Below are 16215 nucleotides of genomic sequence, written 5' to 3'. Positions count from 1 at the left end.
CCCCACCTGTCACAGCGCGGCTCCCGCCGATCGGCATCGTCGTCACCTAATCTGCTGACACGATGGCGACCACGAAAACCCCGCTCCGCCGCGCTACGGCCCTGGCCGCGGCGCTTTTCCTGGCCGCGGGACCGGCCTTGGCGCACGCCGAACCGGGCCCACCGGATCCGTGTCCCTTCCGGGTGACCACCCCGCCCGCGGTGGACTCCTCCGAGGTGCCCAAGGCCGGTGATCCGCCGGCGCCGCTGCCGGTGCCGGCCACGCCGCTGGGCGGCGACGCCATGGGCAACTGTGGCGTGGTGACGGCACCGGGCACCCCGCCGCTGCCCAACGACGTCTCCGCCGAGGCCTGGGTGGTGGCCGATCTGGACAGCGGTGACGTCATCGCCGCCAAGGACCCGCACGGCAGGCACCGCCCGGCCAGCGTCATCAAGGTGCTGATCGCCATGCAGGCGATCAACGAACTCCCGCTGAACCGGCAGGTGATCGGCACGTCCGACGATGCGGCCGCGGAGGGCACCCGGGTCGGCGTCGACCAGGGCGGTCGCTACACCGTCAACGATCTGCTGCACGGCCTGCTGATGCATTCCGGCAACGATGCGGCGCATGCCCTGGCCGTGCAGGTCGGCGGCATGGACACCGCGCTGCAGAAGATCAACGCGCTGGCCAACAAACTCGGCGGCCGCGACACCCGCGCGGCGACACCGTCGGGTCTGGACGGCCCCGGCATGAGCACCTCGGCCTACGACATCGCGCTGTTCTACCGGTACGCGTTCGGCAACGACACCTTCACCCGCATCGTCGGGACCGAGAAGTACCCGTTCCCCGGATATCCGGCCCGGCCCGGTGAGGACAACGACCATCCCGGCTACGACCTGGAGAACGACGTCAAGCTGCTCTACAACTATCCGGGCGCGTTGGGCGGCAAGACCGGGTACACCGACGACGCCGGCCAGACCTTCGTCGGCGCCGCCGAACGCGACGGTCGGCGCCTGGTGGCGGTGCTGCTGCGCGGCACCCGCGAGCCCATCGCGCCGTGGGAGCAGGCCGCCCACCTGCTCGACTACGGCTTCGCCACCGCGCCGGGCACCAAGGTGGGCAAGCTGATCGAGCCCGACCCGTCGCTGCTGCCCAAGCAGAAGCCGGACACGCCGGATCCCACCGCGGTCGCGGCCACCGCGCTGCCGCCCGCCGACGCGGTGCCGGTGCGGGTGGGCGTGGGCGTGGTCGGCGCGATCATCGTGTTCGCACTGATCATGGCCGCCCGGTCGATGAACCGCCGGCCTCAGGCCTGAACCAACCGGGCCAGCACCTCGGCCGCGGACAGCTCCTCGCGCACCTCGGCCACGCCCTGACCCGCATTGACCGCCGAGCCGCGCAGCACCCGCTCGGGCATCGTCGCGGGCCATCGGTATCCGGCGGCGATGTCGAATTCGCGGGTGAGTTCGGTCTCGGTGCCGGCCAGCAACTCCGCGCGGGCCGCCGCCGGCGTCAGCGCCTCGTGGCTCACCGTGAACGCGGTGCCCACCCAGGCGGCGACCGCGCCGGCGGCCAGTACCGCGGTGACCGCCCGGGCCGAGCTGATCCCACCCGCCGCGAGCACCGGAACGTCGACCGCCTCAAGGACTTCGGCGAGCAGCGGCAGCGTCGCCATCACCGGTTCGCCGTGCCCGCCCCCCTCGGCGCCGCGGGCCACCAGCACGTCCACCCCGGCAGCCGCCGCGCGCCGCGCGTCCGCCGGGCGCGCCACCTGCGTGCACACCCGGACGCCGGCGGCGTGGGCATCGGCCACCCAGGACCAGTCCGCGCCGAAACTCACCGACAGCAGGGCCGGCCGGGCGGCCAGCGCGATCTCGAACAGTTCGGGCCGATCGGTCATCACCCAATGCACCAGCCCGACCCCGAACGGGCGCGCCGAGCCACCACAGCGCTCCAGCTCGGCCAGCTCGCGGCGCAGCACATCCGGTGTCGCCGCACTGCCCATGCCGATCATCCCCAACCCGCCGGCCCGCGACACCGCGGCGGCCAGCCGGCCGCCCGCCACCCCGCCCATCGGCGCGTTCACGATCGGCACCTCGATGCCGAGGCGCCGGCACCCTGCATCGCCGGGCTGACAGCGGTGGGCCACTAGCGTCGGCGTAGCCGTGAGAGACCCAGCGCGCCAAGCGCTCCCGCCGCGAACGCGGCCACCGCGCCAGGGACGCCGATGCCCTCGCGCACCTGGACTCGGGGCGTGATGGCCACCGGCCCCGGCGGTTCCACGGAAACCAACAGCATGCTCTCCTTCGAGGTGGCCGCCCACGCCGTCGCGAACAGCACCAGCCGGGCGGTGACATAGGCGAACACCATCAGACCGAGCACCGGGCCGAAGGTGGCGCCGGCCGGGCCGTGCAGTACCGAGGACAAGTACAGCGAGGCAACCAGTTTGAAGATCTCGAAGCCGACCGCGGCCAGCAGCCCGCCCTGCACCGAACTGCCGAACGCAACCGGCTCACGGGGCAAGCGGGCGATCATCCAGGTGAACAGCAGCCACGACACCAGCGCCGACATCAACCACGACACGACGCCGAGCAGCCCTCCGAGCGTCGTGATGTCGTGCAGGCCCAGCCAATCCAGCACCCGGGTCATCACCGATTTGTTGGCCAGCGCGGTCAGGCCGATGGTGAGCACCATGGCCACGAACACCGACAGCAGGGCGATCAGGTCGGACAGCTTGGTGCGCAGGAAGCCGTCTTTCTCGCCGCGCTGTTCCCACATCTGGCTGAGCGCCTCGCGCAGGTTGGACATCCAGCCCAGGCCCGCCCATGCCGCGGTGGCCAGCCCGATGACGCCGACGGTGCCGCGCGAGGCGATGGCCGAATCCATCAGTTGCACCAACTGGCTGCCGAAGTCCCCCGACACGGTCTGCCGGATCCGCTGCTCGATCTGATCCATCAGATCCGGCCGGCTGGCCAGGATGAAGCCGCCGGCGGCGAAACCGACCATCAGCAAGGGGAACAACGCGAACACCGTGAAGTAGGTGATGCCCGCGGCGTAGAAGTCGCCCTTGCAGTCGTTGTAGCGTTCCTGCGCCCGCATCACCCGGTCGAACCAGGGGTAGCGGCTGCGCAGTCGATCCAGCACACCCGGTTTGTCGTCCGGCTCGGCCATGCGGTCTCTCCCGGGTGTCAGCGCGTCGGCGGCAGGAATCCCACCCTGTCATATACCCGCTGCAGCGTCTTTGTAGCCACGTCCCCGGCCCGCTCGGCCCCCTTCGCCAACACCGCCGTGAGCTCGGCCGGATCGGCCAGCAGTTCGTCGACGCGGTTCTTGATCGGGGTGACGAATTCGACCACGGCTTCCGCGGTCTCGGTCTTCAGGTCGCCGTAGCCGCGGCCGGCGTAGCCCTCGACCAGCTTGTCGATATCGGTGCCGGTGACCGCCGACTGGATGGTCAACAGATTCGACACGCCGGGCTTGTTCTCCGGATCGAACCGGACCTCGGCGTCGTTGTCGGTGACCGCCGAGCGGATCTTCTTGGCCGTCTTCTTCGGATCGTCGAGCAGGCTGATCAAGCCCTTGTCGGTGGCCGCCGACTTGCTCATCTTGGCCGTCGGGTCCTGCAGGTCGTAGATCTTGGCGGTGGCCTTGGGGATCATCGCCTCGGGCACGACGAAGGTGCCGGGGAAGCGCGCGTTGATGCGCTCGGCCAGGTCACGGGCGAGTTCGAGATGCTGGCGCTGGTCTTCGCCGACGGGCACCAGGCCGGTGTCGTACAGCAGGATGTCGGCGGCCATCAGCACCGGGTAGGTGAACAGCCCCACGGTGGTCGCGTCGGTGCCCTGTTTCTGCGACTTGTCCTTGAACTGCGTCATCCGCGAGGCCTGACCGAACCCGGTGAAGCAGCCCAGCACCCAGGCCAGCTCCGCGTGCGCGGGCACCTGGCTCTGCACGAACACCGTGGCCTTGACGGGATCCACCCCGAGCGCCAGGTACTGAGCCGCGGTGACCAGCGTGCGCTTGCGCAGCACCTCGGGTTCCTGCGCGACGGTGATGGCGTGCAGGTCGACGACGCAGAAGTAGGCGTCGTAGTCGTGCTGCAGGCTCACCCACTGGTTGACCGCCCCGAGCGCGTTACCGAGGTGCAGGGAGTCGGAAGTGGGCTGCGCGCCGGAGAACACGACGGGCTTGGCTGGAGTGCTCATGATCCCTCGATTTTCGCACTGACGTCATCCGAATTCCCCGCGGGTCAGCTGACGCAGCACCCGCAGGAAGGTGCGCCGGTCGGCCGGGTCCAGTTCGCCGAGCCACCGCTCCTCCCCCCGCTGGATCTCGGCCTGGACGGCGTCCTTGACCCGCCTGCCGTCGGCGGTGATGGCCAGCAGCCGAACCCGGCGGTCGTCGGGGTCGGGGTGGCGCTCGATGTACCCGGCCCGCTGGAGCTGATCGAGGGTGGGGATGATCCGTGACTTGTCCGCGCCGATCGCCTCGGCCAGCGCGGCCTGGGTGCGCATCGGTGCGCCGTCCAGCGCGGTCAGCACGACATAGCCCCACATGGTCAGGCCGTGCTTGCGCAGCACGGGTTCCTCGGCGGCGACGGTGTCGCGCAGCAGCGGGGCCAGCATCGCCGCGAGGTCGGGGCGCCGGGCAGCCATCCGAACATGGTAGGCATTGCCATACCGTATGCAGACGCATATCGTATGCGGATGCATACTATTGATGATCTTCGCCCCGCCCATCGCACCGCCGTCCTGGCCACCGTCCCCGTCGTCGCGGCGGTCAGCGCCGAGGACCTGCGCCGGCCCACCCCGTGCGCCGGTTGGGACCTGACCGATCTACTCGCCCACATGACCGTGCAGCATCGCGGTTTCGCGGCGGCGGCCCGCGGCAACGGCGCCGACGCGGGGGTCTGGGACGCCACCGCGGTTCGCGACGCGCTGACCCGCGCACCCGGCGACACCTACGCCGCGGCCGCCCATGACGTACTGGAGGCGTTCGCCGCTCCCGAAGCGGCGCAAATACCGTTCGCGCTACCGGAATTCGGGCCGGGAGCGGTGTTTCCCGGGGCCGTCGCGATCGGCTTCCACCTCATCGACTACGTCGTGCACGGGTGGGATGTGGCAGCCACTCTCGGCCAGGATTACCACCTGCCCACCGACGTGCTCGAGGCGGCCCTGCCACTGGCGCTGATGGTGCCCGACGGCGACTACCGCAGCATCCCCGACGCGCCGTTCGGGCCGGCCCACCAGGGCCCGGCCGCCGACGTTCTCGACCGAATCGTCGCCCATCTGGGCCGGGACCCGCATTGGCAGCCATCACGTCCACCCGCGACACACTGAATTCCCTTGCGCACCATCGCCCTTTCTCGATAGGGCGCAGTAATCCGATACCCGGGATACCATCCCAGCCGTGCGAATCAGCCTGATGTACTGCGTCTTTCTGGTGCTGAGCCTGCTCGCGCCCGTTCCAGCGGCGGCCGCGCCGCAGCCGGAACGGGTGGTGGTCATCGTTTCCGGCGGGGCCGCGGTCACGCCGTTCACCGAGCCCGCAAGCGCATGCCGATCCGGCCTGGCCGCAGGCAACACCGACACGGCGCTGCGGCAGATGTTGTTGGACGCGGGCCATGTCGTGTACACCTCGCCCGCGATGGCGGGGCGCGGCGTCGTCGTCGACCAGGGCGGCTTCGGCGCCTTCGGCGACTGCCCAACGACGTTGCCCGACAACATGACCGTCGACTCCACCGCCTCGATCGACCTCGCCGGCGAGCACCTTGCCCGCTTCCTGACATACCTGCACGACACTCGAGCGGTCGGCACCGTCGACATCATCGGGCACTCGATGGGCGGGTTGTACTCCCGCGCGGCGATCCGTGTGTTGCAAACCCTGCACTCGCCGATCCGGATCCGTTCGCTGACGACACTCGGCACCCCATGGCAGGGTTCCTTCCTGTCCGACTATGCCAACGGCATCACCCCGCTGTCGGACTGCCTCGGCGACACGTTCTGTGAGCAGAACATGCGCGCCTTCGGTGACGAGGTGACCCGGTTGATGAGCGGATCGGGTCGCGAAGTCAACCAGGGTTACCTGATGGGCCCCGGCGGCTGGAACGAATTCCAGGCGGGCGTGCTCGACACCGTCCCGGTGACCCTCATCGCGGGCGACCGGTTCGACGTACCGGGATCGGCGAACCCGACGGTATGGCCGAACGACGGGTTGGTCAGTCGGCGCAGCGCGCTCGCCACCGACGTCGACGAACGCATCCTGCCCCGCCGCCGCTGCGCGGTATTCGATGACACGCACAGCATCTACGTCTCCGACGCCGCCGGTTTGCCCTGGGACACCGCGCTCACCTGGGATCCGCGGGTGTTCGAGGCGGTCCGCGCCGCGCTGACCGAGGACCCGGCCCCGGTTCCCAACCGGCAGGGATGCTGAACGGGTCTGCTAGGAGAATTCGACGGTCACCGGGGCGTGATCGGACCAGCGCAACGCGTAGAGCTCGGCCCGCTCCACCCGGGCCGACACCGCGCGCTCGGCCAGGCCCGCGTTGGCCAGGTGATAGTCGATGCGCCAGCCGGCGTCGTTGTCGAAGGCCTTGCCGCGCCAGGACCACCAGCTGTACGGGCCGGCGACGTCGGGGTGCAGCCGGCGCACCACATCCACCCAGCCGGTGGCCATCAGATCGGTCAGCCACTGCCGTTCACTGGGCAGGAACCCGGCCTTCTTGACGTTGTTCTTCCAGGCCTTGATGTCGTTCTCGGTGTGCGCGATGTTCCAGTCACCGCACAGCACGGTGTCCCGGTTGCCGGCCAGTAGCTGGGCCATCCTGGCCTCGATGGCGGCCATGAACCGTTCCTTCTCCAGCTGCCGTTCCGTCTCGGCCTCACCGGTGGGCAGGTAGACACTGGCGACGGTGGCGCCGCCGGTCTCGACCTCGATATAGCGGCCGTGGGTGGCGAACTCCTCGGACTCCAGGATCCGCACCGCGCTGAACGGGGTGCGCGAGAGCACGGCAACGCCGTTGCGGCCCTTGACATGTGGTTCCGCCGACGCCAGGTGCCAATCGTCGGCCAAGGCGGGGGCCAGGGCGTCGCGCAGCTGCTCGTCATCGGCCCGGGTCTCCTGCAGGCAAACGATGTCGGCGCGGGACTCCTTCAGCCAGGGCAGCAACCCCAGGTTCTCGCTGGAACGCTGCTTGACCGCGGCGCGGATGCCGTTGACGTTGACGGTGGTGACGATCACGCCAGCACCCTAGTGCAGCCCACCGACAAGCAGCCCGCCGGATCTTGCGGTACCGGCGGTACCGTTTTAGTGTCGGGCCGTATGACCGAACGCGCGCCGTTCCACCTCGGGTCGGGTGAACCGATCCTGCTGTTGCATCCGTTCCTGTGCTCGCAGAACGTCTGGCGGACGGTGGCACCCCAACTGGCCGAGACCGGCCGGTTCGAGGTGCTGGCCCCGACCATGATCGGCCACCACGGCGGACCGCGTGCGCCGGGCTGGCTGCTCGACACCGCCACCCTGGTCGACGATGTCGAGCGCCGGATGGACGAAATCGGCTGGGACACAGCCCATATCGTCGGGAACTCACTGGGCGGCTGGGTGGCCTTCGAACTGGAACGTCGGGGCCGGGCACGCACCCTGACCGGTATCGCCCCCGCGGGCGGCTGGGGTCGGCATTCGCTCACCAAGTACGAGACCGTGCTCAAGTTCGTGCTCGGCGGCCCGGCGTTGCTCGCCGCCCGGCTGATCGGCCCGCGGATCCTGGACGTGCCGTTCGGCACCCGCATCGCCACGCTTCCCGTCAGCGGACCCGCCGACGGTCCCAGCCGCACCGACCTGGACCTGCTGGTGCAGGACGCCACCCACTGCACCGCCTACCTGCAGTTGCTGGTCAAAACGCTGCGGCTGCCCGGTCTGCTGGAACTCGCCGACGTCGGCGTGCCCACCCACCTGGTGCTGTGCGAGAAGGACCGGGTATTCCCCACCCCGCGCGGCACTCGCTACTTCGTCGACCACCTGCCACCCGACACCCGGGTCACCCGGCTGCCCGGCTTGGGGCACGTCCCCATGCTCGAGGCGCCCGGCCGGGTCACCCAGCTGATCACCGAGTTCGTCGACGCCCACACCGAACCCCGGCGCGCGGCACCGCCGGCCGGGTGACGCCGAAACTACGGTTCATCGCGCGAATTCACGGAAATCGCGCCACAAACCGTAGTGTCGGCGCCGCTCAGCTGTTGGCGGCCTCCAGCGCGGCGTTAAACGTCTTGCTCGGACGCATCACCGCCGCCGTCTTCTCCGGATCCGGGTAGTAGTAGCCGCCGATGTCGGCATGCCCACCCTGCACCGCGTTGAGCTCGTCGACGATCGCGGCCTCGCTGTCGGCCAGCGTCTTGGCCAGCGGCGCGAAATGCTCGGCCAGCTCCTGGTCCTCGGTCTGCTCGGCCAGTGCCTGCGCCCAGTACAGGGACAGGTAGAACTGGCTACCCCGGTTGTCCAGTTCACCGGCCTTACGCGACGGAGACTTGTTCTCGTCCAACAACTTTCCGACAGCGGCGTCCAGTGTGTCGGCCAGCACCTTGGCCTTCGCGTTGTCCGTCTTGTTGCCCAGGTCCTCGAGGCTGGCACCGATGGCCAGGAACTCGCCGAGCGAGTCCCAGCGCAGGTGGTTCTCCTCGACCAGTTGGCTGACGTGCTTGGGCGCCGAACCGCCGGCACCGGTCTCGTACAGCCCGCCGCCGGCCATCAACGGCACGATCGAGAGCATCTTCGCGCTGGTACCCAACTCCAGGATCGGGAACAGGTCGGTGAGGTAGTCGCGCAGGATGTTGCCGGTCGCCGCGATGGTGTCCTTGCCCCGGATGACCCGCTCCAGCGTGTACCTCATGGCCCACACCTGCGGCAGGATCGTGATGTCCAGACCCTCGGTGTCCTCCTCCTTGAGGTAGGCCTTCACCTTCTTGCGCAGCTCGTTCTCGTGCGGGCGCTCGTCGTCGAGCCAGAACACCGTCGTCATCCCGGACAGCCGGGCCCGGTTGACGGCCAGCTTGACCCAGTCCCGGATCGGGGCGTCCTTGACGATGGGCATGCGCCAGATGTCGCCGGCTTCGACGTTCTGGCTCAGCAGCACCTCACCGGTGTCGTTGTCCACGATGTCGGCGACGCCGTCCTCCGGGATCTCGAAGGTCTTGTCGTGGCTGCCGTACTCCTCGGCCTTCTGCGCCATCAGCCCGACGTTGGGAACGGTGCCCATGGTGGTCGGATCGAACTGACCGTTCGTCTTACAGAAGTTGATCATCTCCTGGTACATGCGGGAGAAGGTCGACTCCGGGTTCACCGCCTTGGTGTCCTTGGTGCGGCCGTCGGCGCCGTACATCTTGCCGCCGAGGCGGATCATCGCCGGCATCGACGCATCCACGATGACGTCGGACGGGGAGTGGAAGTTGGAAATGCCCTTGGCCGAGTCCACCATCGCCAGTTCGGGCCGGTGCTCGTGGCATCGGTGCAGGTCCTCGATGATCTCCTCGCGCTGCGAGGCGGGCAGGGACTCGATCTTGTCGTAGAGGTCGGACAGGCCGTTGTTGACGTTGACGCCGAGCTCGTCGAACAGCTTGCCGTGCTTGGCGAACGCGTCCTTGTAGAAGACCTTCACCGCGTGACCGAACACGATCGGGTGGCTGACCTTCATCATGGTCGCCTTGACGTGCAGCGAGAACATCACGCCCGTCTTGTAAGCGTCTTCGATCTGCTCTTCGTAGAAGTCGATCAGCGCCTTCTTGCTCATGTACATGCTGTCGATCACGTCACCGTTGTCGAGCTTGACCTCGGGCTTGAGCACGATGGTCTGACCACCCGCGGTCTTGAGCTCCATGCGGACGTTGCGGTCCCTGTCCAGCGTCATCGACTTCTCGCCGTGGTAGAAGTCGCCGGTCTTCATGGTCGCGACATGCGTCCGGGAGGCCTGCGACCACTCGCCCATGCTGTGCGGATGCTTGCGGGCGTACTCCTTGACGGCCTTCGGGGCACGGCGATCGGAGTTACCCTCCCGCAGCACCGGGTTCACGGCGCTGCCCAGGATCTTGCCGTAGCGGGCCTTGATCTCTTTTTCTTCGTCGGTCTTCGGATCGCCGGGGTATTCGGGCAGGTTGTAGCCCTTGCCCTTGAGCTCCTTGATGGCGGCCAGCAGCTGGGGCACCGAGGCGCTGATGTTGGGCAGCTTGATGATGTTGGCGCTGGGGTCCTGGGTCAGCTCGCCAAGCGCGGCCAGGTTGTCGGGGACCTTCTGCTCATCGGTCAGGTAGTCGCCGAACTCGGCCAGGATGCGCGCGGCCACGGAGATATCACTGGTCTGCACGTCGATACCGGCGGCGCCGGCGAAAGTTCGGATCACCGGGAGGAAGGCGTAGGTGGCAAGCAGCGGGGCTTCGTCGGTCAGCGTGTAGATGATGGTCGGCTGCTGGGCGCTCATGGTTGTTCTTACGGCCTCACTGTCGGTGTCAGATATGCGGCGTGCGACACGGGCCCAAAAGCGACGTGCCCATTGGTGGTGGGTGCCTTTTCCCTTGGCGTGTCACTGTCTGCTGAGGCTGTCCGGGTTCCGGCAGCGCTCGAGCGCAACACTACAAGGGCCGCGTACCGCGTGACGGGCCAACCTTGACTACTGACCAGTAGCTTTCGTCCCGCGGCGGCCGACATCCCGGTGAACCCAGTGGCCTTCGGTCGAGGCGGTGAGCTAGGCTTTGCATCGGTCATGAGTGCCAGCACCAAGCCCCGGCTTGCTGGCCGGCAACCCTCCAACCGCGGTGGGGTGCTCCGGGTGAGGACCAGGTTGTGTAGCCGAAAGCGGCTACCGGCAAGCGCGGGTCCGTACTGACGGACGGACCCCCAGACACAGATGGAGGTTCGTTTCCCATGAGCACGCCAGAAGAAAAGCTCGCAAGCTGGTCCTTCGAGACCAAGCAGGTGCACGCCGGCCAGACCCCCGACGCCGCCACGAACGCGCGGGCCCTGCCGATCTACCAGACCACGTCGTACACGTTCGACAGCACCGACCACGCCGCCGCGCTGTTCGGGCTCGCCGAGCCGGGCAACATCTACACCCGCATCGGCAACCCCACCACCGACGTCATCGAGCAGCGGGTCGCCGCGCTGGAAGGCGGTGTGGCCGCGCTGTTCCTGTCCTCCGGGCAGGCGGCCGAGACGTTCGCCATCCTGAACCTGGCCTCGGCCGGCGATCACATCGTGTCCAGCCCGCGGCTCTACGGCGGCACCTACAACCTGTTCCACTACTCGCTGCCCAAGCTCGGCATCGAGGTCAGCTTCGTCGACAACCCCGACGACCCGGAGTCCTGGCGCGCGGCCGTGCGGCCCAACACCAAGGCCTTCTTCGCCGAGACCATCTCCAACCCTCAGATCGACGTGCTCGACATTCCCGCGGTGGCCGGGGTGGCGCACGACAACGGCGTGCCGCTGATCGTCGACAACACCATCGCGACCCCGTACCTGATCCAGCCGATCGCGCACGGTGCCGACATCGTCGTGCACTCGGCCACCAAGTACCTGGGCGGCCACGGGTCGGCGATCGCCGGCGTGATCGTCGACGGCGGCACCTTCGACTGGACGAACGGGCGGTTCCCCGGCTTCACCGAGCCGGACCCCAGCTATCACGGTGTGGTGTTCGCCGACCTGGGCGCACCCGCGTACGCGCTCAAGGCACGCGTGCAGTTGCTGCGCGACCTGGGCAGCGCGCTGTCGCCGTTCAACGCCTTTCTCATCGCGCAGGGATTGGAAACGCTGAGCCTGCGTGTTGAACGTCACGTGTCCAATGCGCAGCGAGTGGCCGAGTACCTGGCCGGGCATCCCGACGTCCTCTCGGTGAACTACGCGGGTCTGCCCACCTCGCCGTGGTACGAGGTGGGCCGCCGGATCGCCCCGAAGGGCACCGGCGCGGTGCTGGCCTTCGAACTGGCCGGCGGTATCGCGGCCGGAAAGGCGTTCGTCGACGCGTTGACCCTGCACAGCCACGTCGCCAACATCGGTGATGTGCGCTCGCTGGTCATCCATCCCGCGTCCACCACCCACCAGCAGCTGACCCCGCAGGAGCAGCTGACCACCGGTGTCACGCCGGGCCTGGTGCGGTTGGCCGTCGGCATCGAGGGCATCGACGACATCCTGGCCGATCTGGAACAGGGCTTCGCGGCGGCCCGGCAGGTGTTGTCCGACACGGCGGCGGCAGTGTGACCGTGTCAGATACCCGCCCCGCCGTGTCCCTGCCGGCCGAAGGCGAAACCGCCCTCGTCGACATCGGCTCGCTGCCGCTGGAGAGCGGCGCGGTGCTCGACGACGTCACCATCGCCGTGCAGCGCTGGGGTGAGCTGTCCCCCGAGCGCGACAACGTCGTGATGGTGCTGCACGCCCTGACCGGTGATTCACACGTGACCGGTCCGGCCGGCCCCGGCCATCCCACCCCCGGCTGGTGGGACGGTGTGGCCGGGCCGGGCGCCCCGATCGACACCGACCGCTGGTGCGCCATCTCGACCAACGTGCTGGGTGGCTGCCGCGGCTCCACCGGTCCCAGCTCGCTGGCCAGGGACGGCCGTCCGTGGGGTTCCCGGTTCCCGACCATCACGATCCGCGACCAGGTGAACGCCGACCTGGCGACGCTGGCCGCGCTGGGCATCACCCGGGTGGCGGCGGTGATCGGCGGTTCCATGGGCGGGGCCCGGGCCCTGGAGTGGATCATCGGGCACCCGGACACCGTGCGCACGGCACTGGTCCTGGCCGTCGGCGCGCGCGCGACCGCCGACCAGATCGGTACGCAGAGCAGTCAGGTGGCCGCCATCAAGGCCGACCCGAACTGGCAGGGCGGTGACTACCACGGCACTGGGCGCCTGCCCAGCGCCGGGATGGAGATCGCGCGGCGGTTCGCGCACCTGACGTATCGCGGTGAGGCCGAATTGGATTCGCGGTTCGGCAACGATGTCCAGGGTGATGATGACGCCCGCTTCGCCATCGAGAGCTATCTGGAGTATCAGGGCGCGAAGCTGGTGTCCCGGTTCGACGCGGGCACCTATGTGGCGCTGACGGACGCGCTGTCCAGCCACGACGTCGGCCGCGGCCGGGGCGGGGTGGCCGCGGCGCTGGAGTCCTGCCAGGTGCCGGTGATCGTCGGGGGCATCACCTCCGATCGGCTGTATCCCATTCGCCTGCAACAGGAATTGGCCGACCTGCTCCCCGGGTGCGCGGGGCTCAACGTCGTCGATTCGATCTACGGCCACGACGGCTTCCTGGTCGAGACCGACTCGGTGGGTGCCCTGATCCGGCAGACGCTGAAGCTCGCATCGCAGTGAGCGAGTCGACCCGGCCCCGGTCGCTGTCCTTCGGGGAGGAGGCCGCCGCCTACGAGCGCGGCCGGCCGTCCTACCCGCCGGAGGCGATCGACTGGCTGCTCCCGCCGGGCGCGCACACCGTGCTCGACCTGGGTGCCGGTACCGGCAAGCTGACCATCCGGCTGGCCGAACGCGGACTCGACGTGATCGCCGTCGACCCGATCCCCGAGATGCTGGAAGTCCTCTCCACCTCGCTGCCCGACATCCCGGCCCTGCTGGGGACGGCCGAGGAGATCCCGCTGCCCGACGACAGCGTGGATTCGGTGTTGGTGGCCCAGGCCTGGCACTGGTTCGACGCCGACCGCGCGGTGGCCGAGATCGCCAGGGTGCTGCGCCCCGGCGGCCGGCTCGGGCTGGTGTGGAACACCCGCGACGAACGGATGGGCTGGGTGAAAGACCTGGGCCGGATCATCGGCCACGAGGATCACGCCCTCGAGCAGAAGGTGACCCTGCCCGAACCGTTCGCCGCGGTCGAGCGGGCGCACTTCGAATGGACGAGTTACCTGACCCCGCAGGCACTGGTCGACCTGGTGGCCTCGCGCAGCTACTGCATCACCTCACCGGCCGAGGTCCGCACCCGCACGCTCGACGAGGTCCGCGAGTTGTTGAGAACCCATCCGGCGCTGGCGAATACGACCGGGCTGGCACTGCCCTATGTGACGGTGGGTATCCGCGCGACGCTGGGCTGACCGCACCAGCGGGCCGTCGCCGCCGCCAGAGCGCCGGCCGCTGCCGCGTCGACAGTGTCGGCTGCCCAAGCGACGTAAGCGTCGGGCCGCAGCAGGAGCGCCGCGGGCGCTGCTGCGCATGCACCGGTCACCACGTTGACGCGGTCCGGCAACCCCGTCACGTCGAGTACGCCACCGGACAGGTCGAGCAGCACCGGCCGCGCCTCGTGCAGCAGGTCGGCGACCCGCCGGCCATCGTCGAGGGTCACGTCGGGCACCATCCGGCCGGCCAGCGGATGGTCGTCACCGACGTCATATCGGACGTCGGAGCCGGCCAGCAGCCCGGCGAGGTGGGCAGCCACCGCGGGCTTGCCGACCAGCTCGGCGAAAAGTGTTCGCAGCGCGGCGACTTCAGGTCCAGGCGCGGCGAGTGCCAGCTGCGCCATCGAGTGCATCATCACTCGCTCCCCCACCGGATACCGCTCGCTGTGGTAGCTGTCCAGCAGGGCGTCACCCGCCCAGCCGTTGACCGCCGCGGCCAGTTTCCACCCCAGGTTGACGGCGTCCTGCATACCGAGGTTCAAGCCGGGACCACCCATCGGCGAATGCACGTGCGCCGCGTCGCCGAGCAACAGCACCCGGCCCACCCGGTAGCGCTCGGCCTGGCGGGTGTTGATGCCGTCGAGCCGGCGCAGGGCATGCTCCCCGGGCTTCCTCGGCGCTTCCAGCGGAACGTCGACACCGAGGATGCGCCGCAGGCTGTCCCGGAGCTCATCCAGTGAGATGGGGCTTGCCGAGCTGCCGACGGTCCAGCCGTATTCGACGGTGCCCACCATGGGACGGTGGGGTTCCAGCGGGAACACGACGATCGAGCCGCGCTCGAACCTGCTGTAGCCGAACGGCAGCAGCCCGAAACCCGGCACTTCATAGCCGCGACCAGGCACCAGCAGGTGCTCGGGCAGGTGCACGTGGGCGATCCTGCTGACGATGTCGGAGGTGTGGCCGGTGAAGCCGACGCCGAGGTTCTTGCGCACCGTACTGCGGCCACCGTCGGCGCCGACCAGGTATCGGGCGGTCAGTTCGTAAGAACGGCCGTGCGCGCGCACGGTCACGGTGACCTCGTCGTCGGTGTGTCGGAAATCGGTGAGTGCATGGCCCCACCGGATGTCCACCCCGAGCTCGTGGGCCCGCCGTTCCAGCAGGCGCACCAGCCGTGGTTGCGGCACCAGCAAGGCGTACATCGGGTTGTCCTGCAGCCCAAGGAAGCTCAGCGCCATTCCGGCGAACATCCAACCCGCGGAAGGCTTCGGGGGGCCGCCCTCGCCACCGAACGTGTGATAGAGGCCGCGCATGTCGAGTTGGCGGATGACCTGGCCGACAAGCCCGTTGGCCTTCGGCTCGGAGCTGGGCCCGGGGAGCTGGTCCAGCACCACCGCCCGCACACCCGCCAGCGCCAGTTCGCAGGCCAGCATCAGGCCGTTCGGGCCTGCGCCGGCAATCACCACCGGCTCAGCCACGACTGCTCTCCGGGTCGGCCAGACCGGCGGCGACGGCCGCGAATCCCTGCCGCAGTAGCTGCGGAAAGGCGACCGGTGGGTCTGCCTTCGCGTAGGCGTCGGCGGCCGCGTCGCCGACGGCGTGCACCACACCGGCGACCAGCCGCGGGTACATGTCGGTATGCGGGTCGGTGCCGGTGCGTTCGGCGATCACCGCGATCCACTCCTCGAGCAACGCCTTGCCCACGGCCCCACGAACCTCTGGGCTCATCAACAGTTTTCGGACCTCGAGGAGTTCCTCGCGGGTGGGCACACCGGATTCAGGCCCGGCGTCGGCGAAATCCTGCTCCAGCGGGAGTAGCACGGATTCGGTGATTGCCGTCCACAGGGGTTCGGTGGCCGGACGCGCGCGTAGTTCGGTGATGCTGCGGCGTAACCGCTCGGTCTGCCGGTAGGCGAGCGCCTCGTACTTACCGGTGAAGTAGTTGTTGAAGGTGCGCAGCGACACCCCGGCAAGCCGGGCGATGTCCTCCCGGGTGACGTTCTCCAGGCCGTGCCTGAAGGTCAGTTCCAGCGCGGCGTCGCTGAGAGCGCGGCGGGTATCGAGCTTTTTGCGTTCACGCAGTCCGGCTGCCATGCCACCCAGCGTACATATTTTTGCCCGCCGGGCAAGATTTCCCGGAAGGG

At 68.9% G+C, this 16215-nt stretch carries 15 protein-coding genes and 1 riboswitch; of the genes, 7 read left to right on the top strand and 8 right to left on the bottom strand.

Annotated elements, in window-relative coordinates; all coding sequences use genetic code 11:
• The first annotated feature begins 62 nt into the window (after positions 1–62).
• Positions 63–1295 carry a D-alanyl-D-alanine carboxypeptidase family protein gene (locus tag BN977_RS23600; protein WP_036401940.1) on the top strand — a complete coding sequence of 411 codons (1233 nt, stop codon included), beginning with the start codon at positions 63–65 and terminating at the stop codon, positions 1293–1295.
• Here BN977_RS23600 and BN977_RS23595 read toward each other — a convergent pair.
• From BN977_RS23595 to BN977_RS23580, 4 genes are read right to left on the bottom strand one after another with little or no spacing between them, the layout of a single operon-like run.
• Positions 1286–2128 carry a nitronate monooxygenase gene (locus tag BN977_RS23595; RefSeq protein WP_051561848.1) on the bottom strand — a complete coding sequence of 281 codons (843 nt, stop codon included), beginning with the start codon at positions 2126–2128 and terminating at the stop codon, positions 1286–1288. The two genes, BN977_RS23600 and BN977_RS23595, sit on opposite strands and share 10 nt — an antisense overlap.
• The gene (yhjD, locus tag BN977_RS23590) at positions 2128–3150 is read right to left on the bottom strand and encodes an inner membrane protein YhjD (protein WP_036401938.1); all 1023 of its coding nucleotides are present in this window, start codon (positions 3148–3150) and stop codon (positions 2128–2130) included. Before yhjD ends, BN977_RS23595 begins: the two co-directional genes overlap by 1 nt.
• A gap of 17 nt (positions 3151–3167) precedes the next feature.
• On the bottom strand, positions 3168–4184 hold the full coding sequence (trpS, locus tag BN977_RS23585) for a tryptophan--tRNA ligase (RefSeq protein ID WP_036401936.1): 1017 nt from the start codon (positions 4182–4184) through the stop codon (positions 3168–3170).
• 24 nt (positions 4185–4208) lie between these two features.
• Positions 4209–4634 carry a MarR family winged helix-turn-helix transcriptional regulator gene (locus tag BN977_RS23580; protein ID WP_036401934.1) on the bottom strand — a complete coding sequence of 142 codons (426 nt, stop codon included), beginning with the start codon at positions 4632–4634 and terminating at the stop codon, positions 4209–4211.
• A gap of 51 nt (positions 4635–4685) precedes the next feature.
• On the opposite strand from BN977_RS23580, the gene BN977_RS23575 reads away from it, so the two are divergent.
• Complete coding sequence (locus BN977_RS23575) at positions 4686–5318, top strand: TIGR03086 family metal-binding protein (protein ID WP_191262656.1); 633 nt, start codon at positions 4686–4688, stop codon at positions 5316–5318.
• Positions 5319–5388: 70 nt separating this feature from the next.
• The gene (locus BN977_RS23570) at positions 5389–6411 is read left to right on the top strand and encodes a PGAP1-like alpha/beta domain-containing protein (protein ID WP_051561846.1); all 1023 of its coding nucleotides are present in this window, start codon (positions 5389–5391) and stop codon (positions 6409–6411) included.
• A 9-nt stretch (positions 6412–6420) separates the two neighbouring features.
• Here the strand turns inward: BN977_RS23570 and BN977_RS23565 are convergent, their stop codons facing one another.
• The gene (locus BN977_RS23565; protein ID WP_036401928.1) at positions 6421–7218 is read right to left on the bottom strand and encodes an exodeoxyribonuclease III; all 798 of its coding nucleotides are present in this window, start codon (positions 7216–7218) and stop codon (positions 6421–6423) included.
• 81 nt (positions 7219–7299) lie between these two features.
• Between BN977_RS23565 and BN977_RS23560 the strand changes: the two genes are divergently transcribed.
• A complete protein-coding gene (locus BN977_RS23560; RefSeq protein WP_036401925.1) occupies positions 7300–8139 on the top strand; it encodes an epoxide hydrolase EphH in 840 nt (279 codons plus the stop codon).
• Positions 8140–8206: 67 nt separating this feature from the next.
• Here BN977_RS23560 and BN977_RS23555 read toward each other — a convergent pair whose 3' ends face one another.
• A complete protein-coding gene (locus BN977_RS23555) occupies positions 8207–10444 on the bottom strand; it encodes an NADP-dependent isocitrate dehydrogenase (RefSeq protein ID WP_036401922.1) in 2238 nt (745 codons plus the stop codon).
• A 278-nt stretch (positions 10445–10722) separates the two neighbouring features.
• A riboswitch (SAM riboswitch) is annotated at positions 10723–10841 on the top strand.
• Between the two features lie 46 nt (positions 10842–10887).
• Here BN977_RS23555 and BN977_RS23550 point away from each other — a divergent pair.
• The 3 genes from BN977_RS23550 to BN977_RS23540 are packed head-to-tail and all read left to right on the top strand — an operon-like array spanning position 10888 to position 14053.
• Complete coding sequence (locus BN977_RS23550; protein WP_036401919.1) at positions 10888–12216, top strand: bifunctional o-acetylhomoserine/o-acetylserine sulfhydrylase; 1329 nt, start codon at positions 10888–10890, stop codon at positions 12214–12216.
• Complete coding sequence (gene metX, locus BN977_RS23545; RefSeq protein WP_036401916.1) at positions 12213–13325, top strand: homoserine O-acetyltransferase MetX; 1113 nt, start codon at positions 12213–12215, stop codon at positions 13323–13325. Before BN977_RS23550 ends, metX begins: the two co-directional genes overlap by 4 nt.
• Positions 13322–14053: a class I SAM-dependent methyltransferase gene (locus BN977_RS23540; RefSeq protein ID WP_036401914.1), complete on the top strand. Its 732-nt coding sequence runs from the start codon at positions 13322–13324 to the stop codon at positions 14051–14053. Before metX ends, BN977_RS23540 begins: the two co-directional genes overlap by 4 nt.
• Here BN977_RS23540 and BN977_RS23535 read toward each other — a convergent pair.
• Together BN977_RS23535 and BN977_RS23530 are read right to left on the bottom strand one after the other, a co-directional pair.
• Positions 14017–15504, bottom strand: a complete 1488-nt coding sequence (locus BN977_RS23535) for an FAD-dependent monooxygenase (protein WP_051562142.1) — start codon at positions 15502–15504, stop codon at positions 14017–14019. The genes BN977_RS23540 and BN977_RS23535 overlap by 37 nt on opposite strands.
• 37 nt (positions 15505–15541) lie before the next feature.
• Positions 15542–16165, bottom strand: a complete 624-nt coding sequence (locus BN977_RS23530; protein WP_036401909.1) for a TetR/AcrR family transcriptional regulator — start codon at positions 16163–16165, stop codon at positions 15542–15544.
• Positions 16166–16215: the final 50 nt, after the last annotated feature.

Origin of the sequence: Mycolicibacterium cosmeticum, assembly GCF_000613185.1 — a bacterium.
Classification (GTDB): domain Bacteria; phylum Actinomycetota; class Actinomycetes; order Mycobacteriales; family Mycobacteriaceae; genus Mycobacterium; species Mycobacterium cosmeticum.
The sequence above is the reverse complement of the archived record's forward strand: the minus strand, read 5'-3'. Positions and strand labels throughout refer to the sequence as shown.

What these genes read in the sequence shown, in the direction of transcription:
- BN977_RS23600 (WP_036401940.1), top strand. Translation starts at nt 63, where the DNA reads ATGGCGACCACGAAAACCCCGCTCCGCCGCGCTACGGCCCTGGCCGCG.
- yhjD (WP_036401938.1), bottom strand. Translation starts at nt 3,150, where the DNA reads ATGGCCGAGCCGGACGACAAACCGGGTGTGCTGGATCGACTGCGCAGC.
- trpS (WP_036401936.1), bottom strand. Translation starts at nt 4,184, where the DNA reads ATGAGCACTCCAGCCAAGCCCGTCGTGTTCTCCGGCGCGCAGCCCACT.
- BN977_RS23580 (WP_036401934.1), bottom strand. Translation starts at nt 4,634, where the DNA reads ATGGCTGCCCGGCGCCCCGACCTCGCGGCGATGCTGGCCCCGCTGCTG.
- BN977_RS23575 (WP_191262656.1), top strand. Translation starts at nt 4,686, where the DNA reads ATGCATACTATTGATGATCTTCGCCCCGCCCATCGCACCGCCGTCCTG.
- BN977_RS23560 (WP_036401925.1), top strand. Translation starts at nt 7,300, where the DNA reads ATGACCGAACGCGCGCCGTTCCACCTCGGGTCGGGTGAACCGATCCTG.
- BN977_RS23555 (WP_036401922.1), bottom strand. Translation starts at nt 10,444, where the DNA reads ATGAGCGCCCAGCAGCCGACCATCATCTACACGCTGACCGACGAAGCC.
- BN977_RS23550 (WP_036401919.1), top strand. Translation starts at nt 10,888, where the DNA reads ATGAGCACGCCAGAAGAAAAGCTCGCAAGCTGGTCCTTCGAGACCAAG.
- BN977_RS23535 (WP_051562142.1), bottom strand. Translation starts at nt 15,504, where the DNA reads ATGCTGGCCTGCGAACTGGCGCTGGCGGGTGTGCGGGCGGTGGTGCTG.
- BN977_RS23530 (WP_036401909.1), bottom strand. Translation starts at nt 16,165, where the DNA reads ATGGCAGCCGGACTGCGTGAACGCAAAAAGCTCGATACCCGCCGCGCT.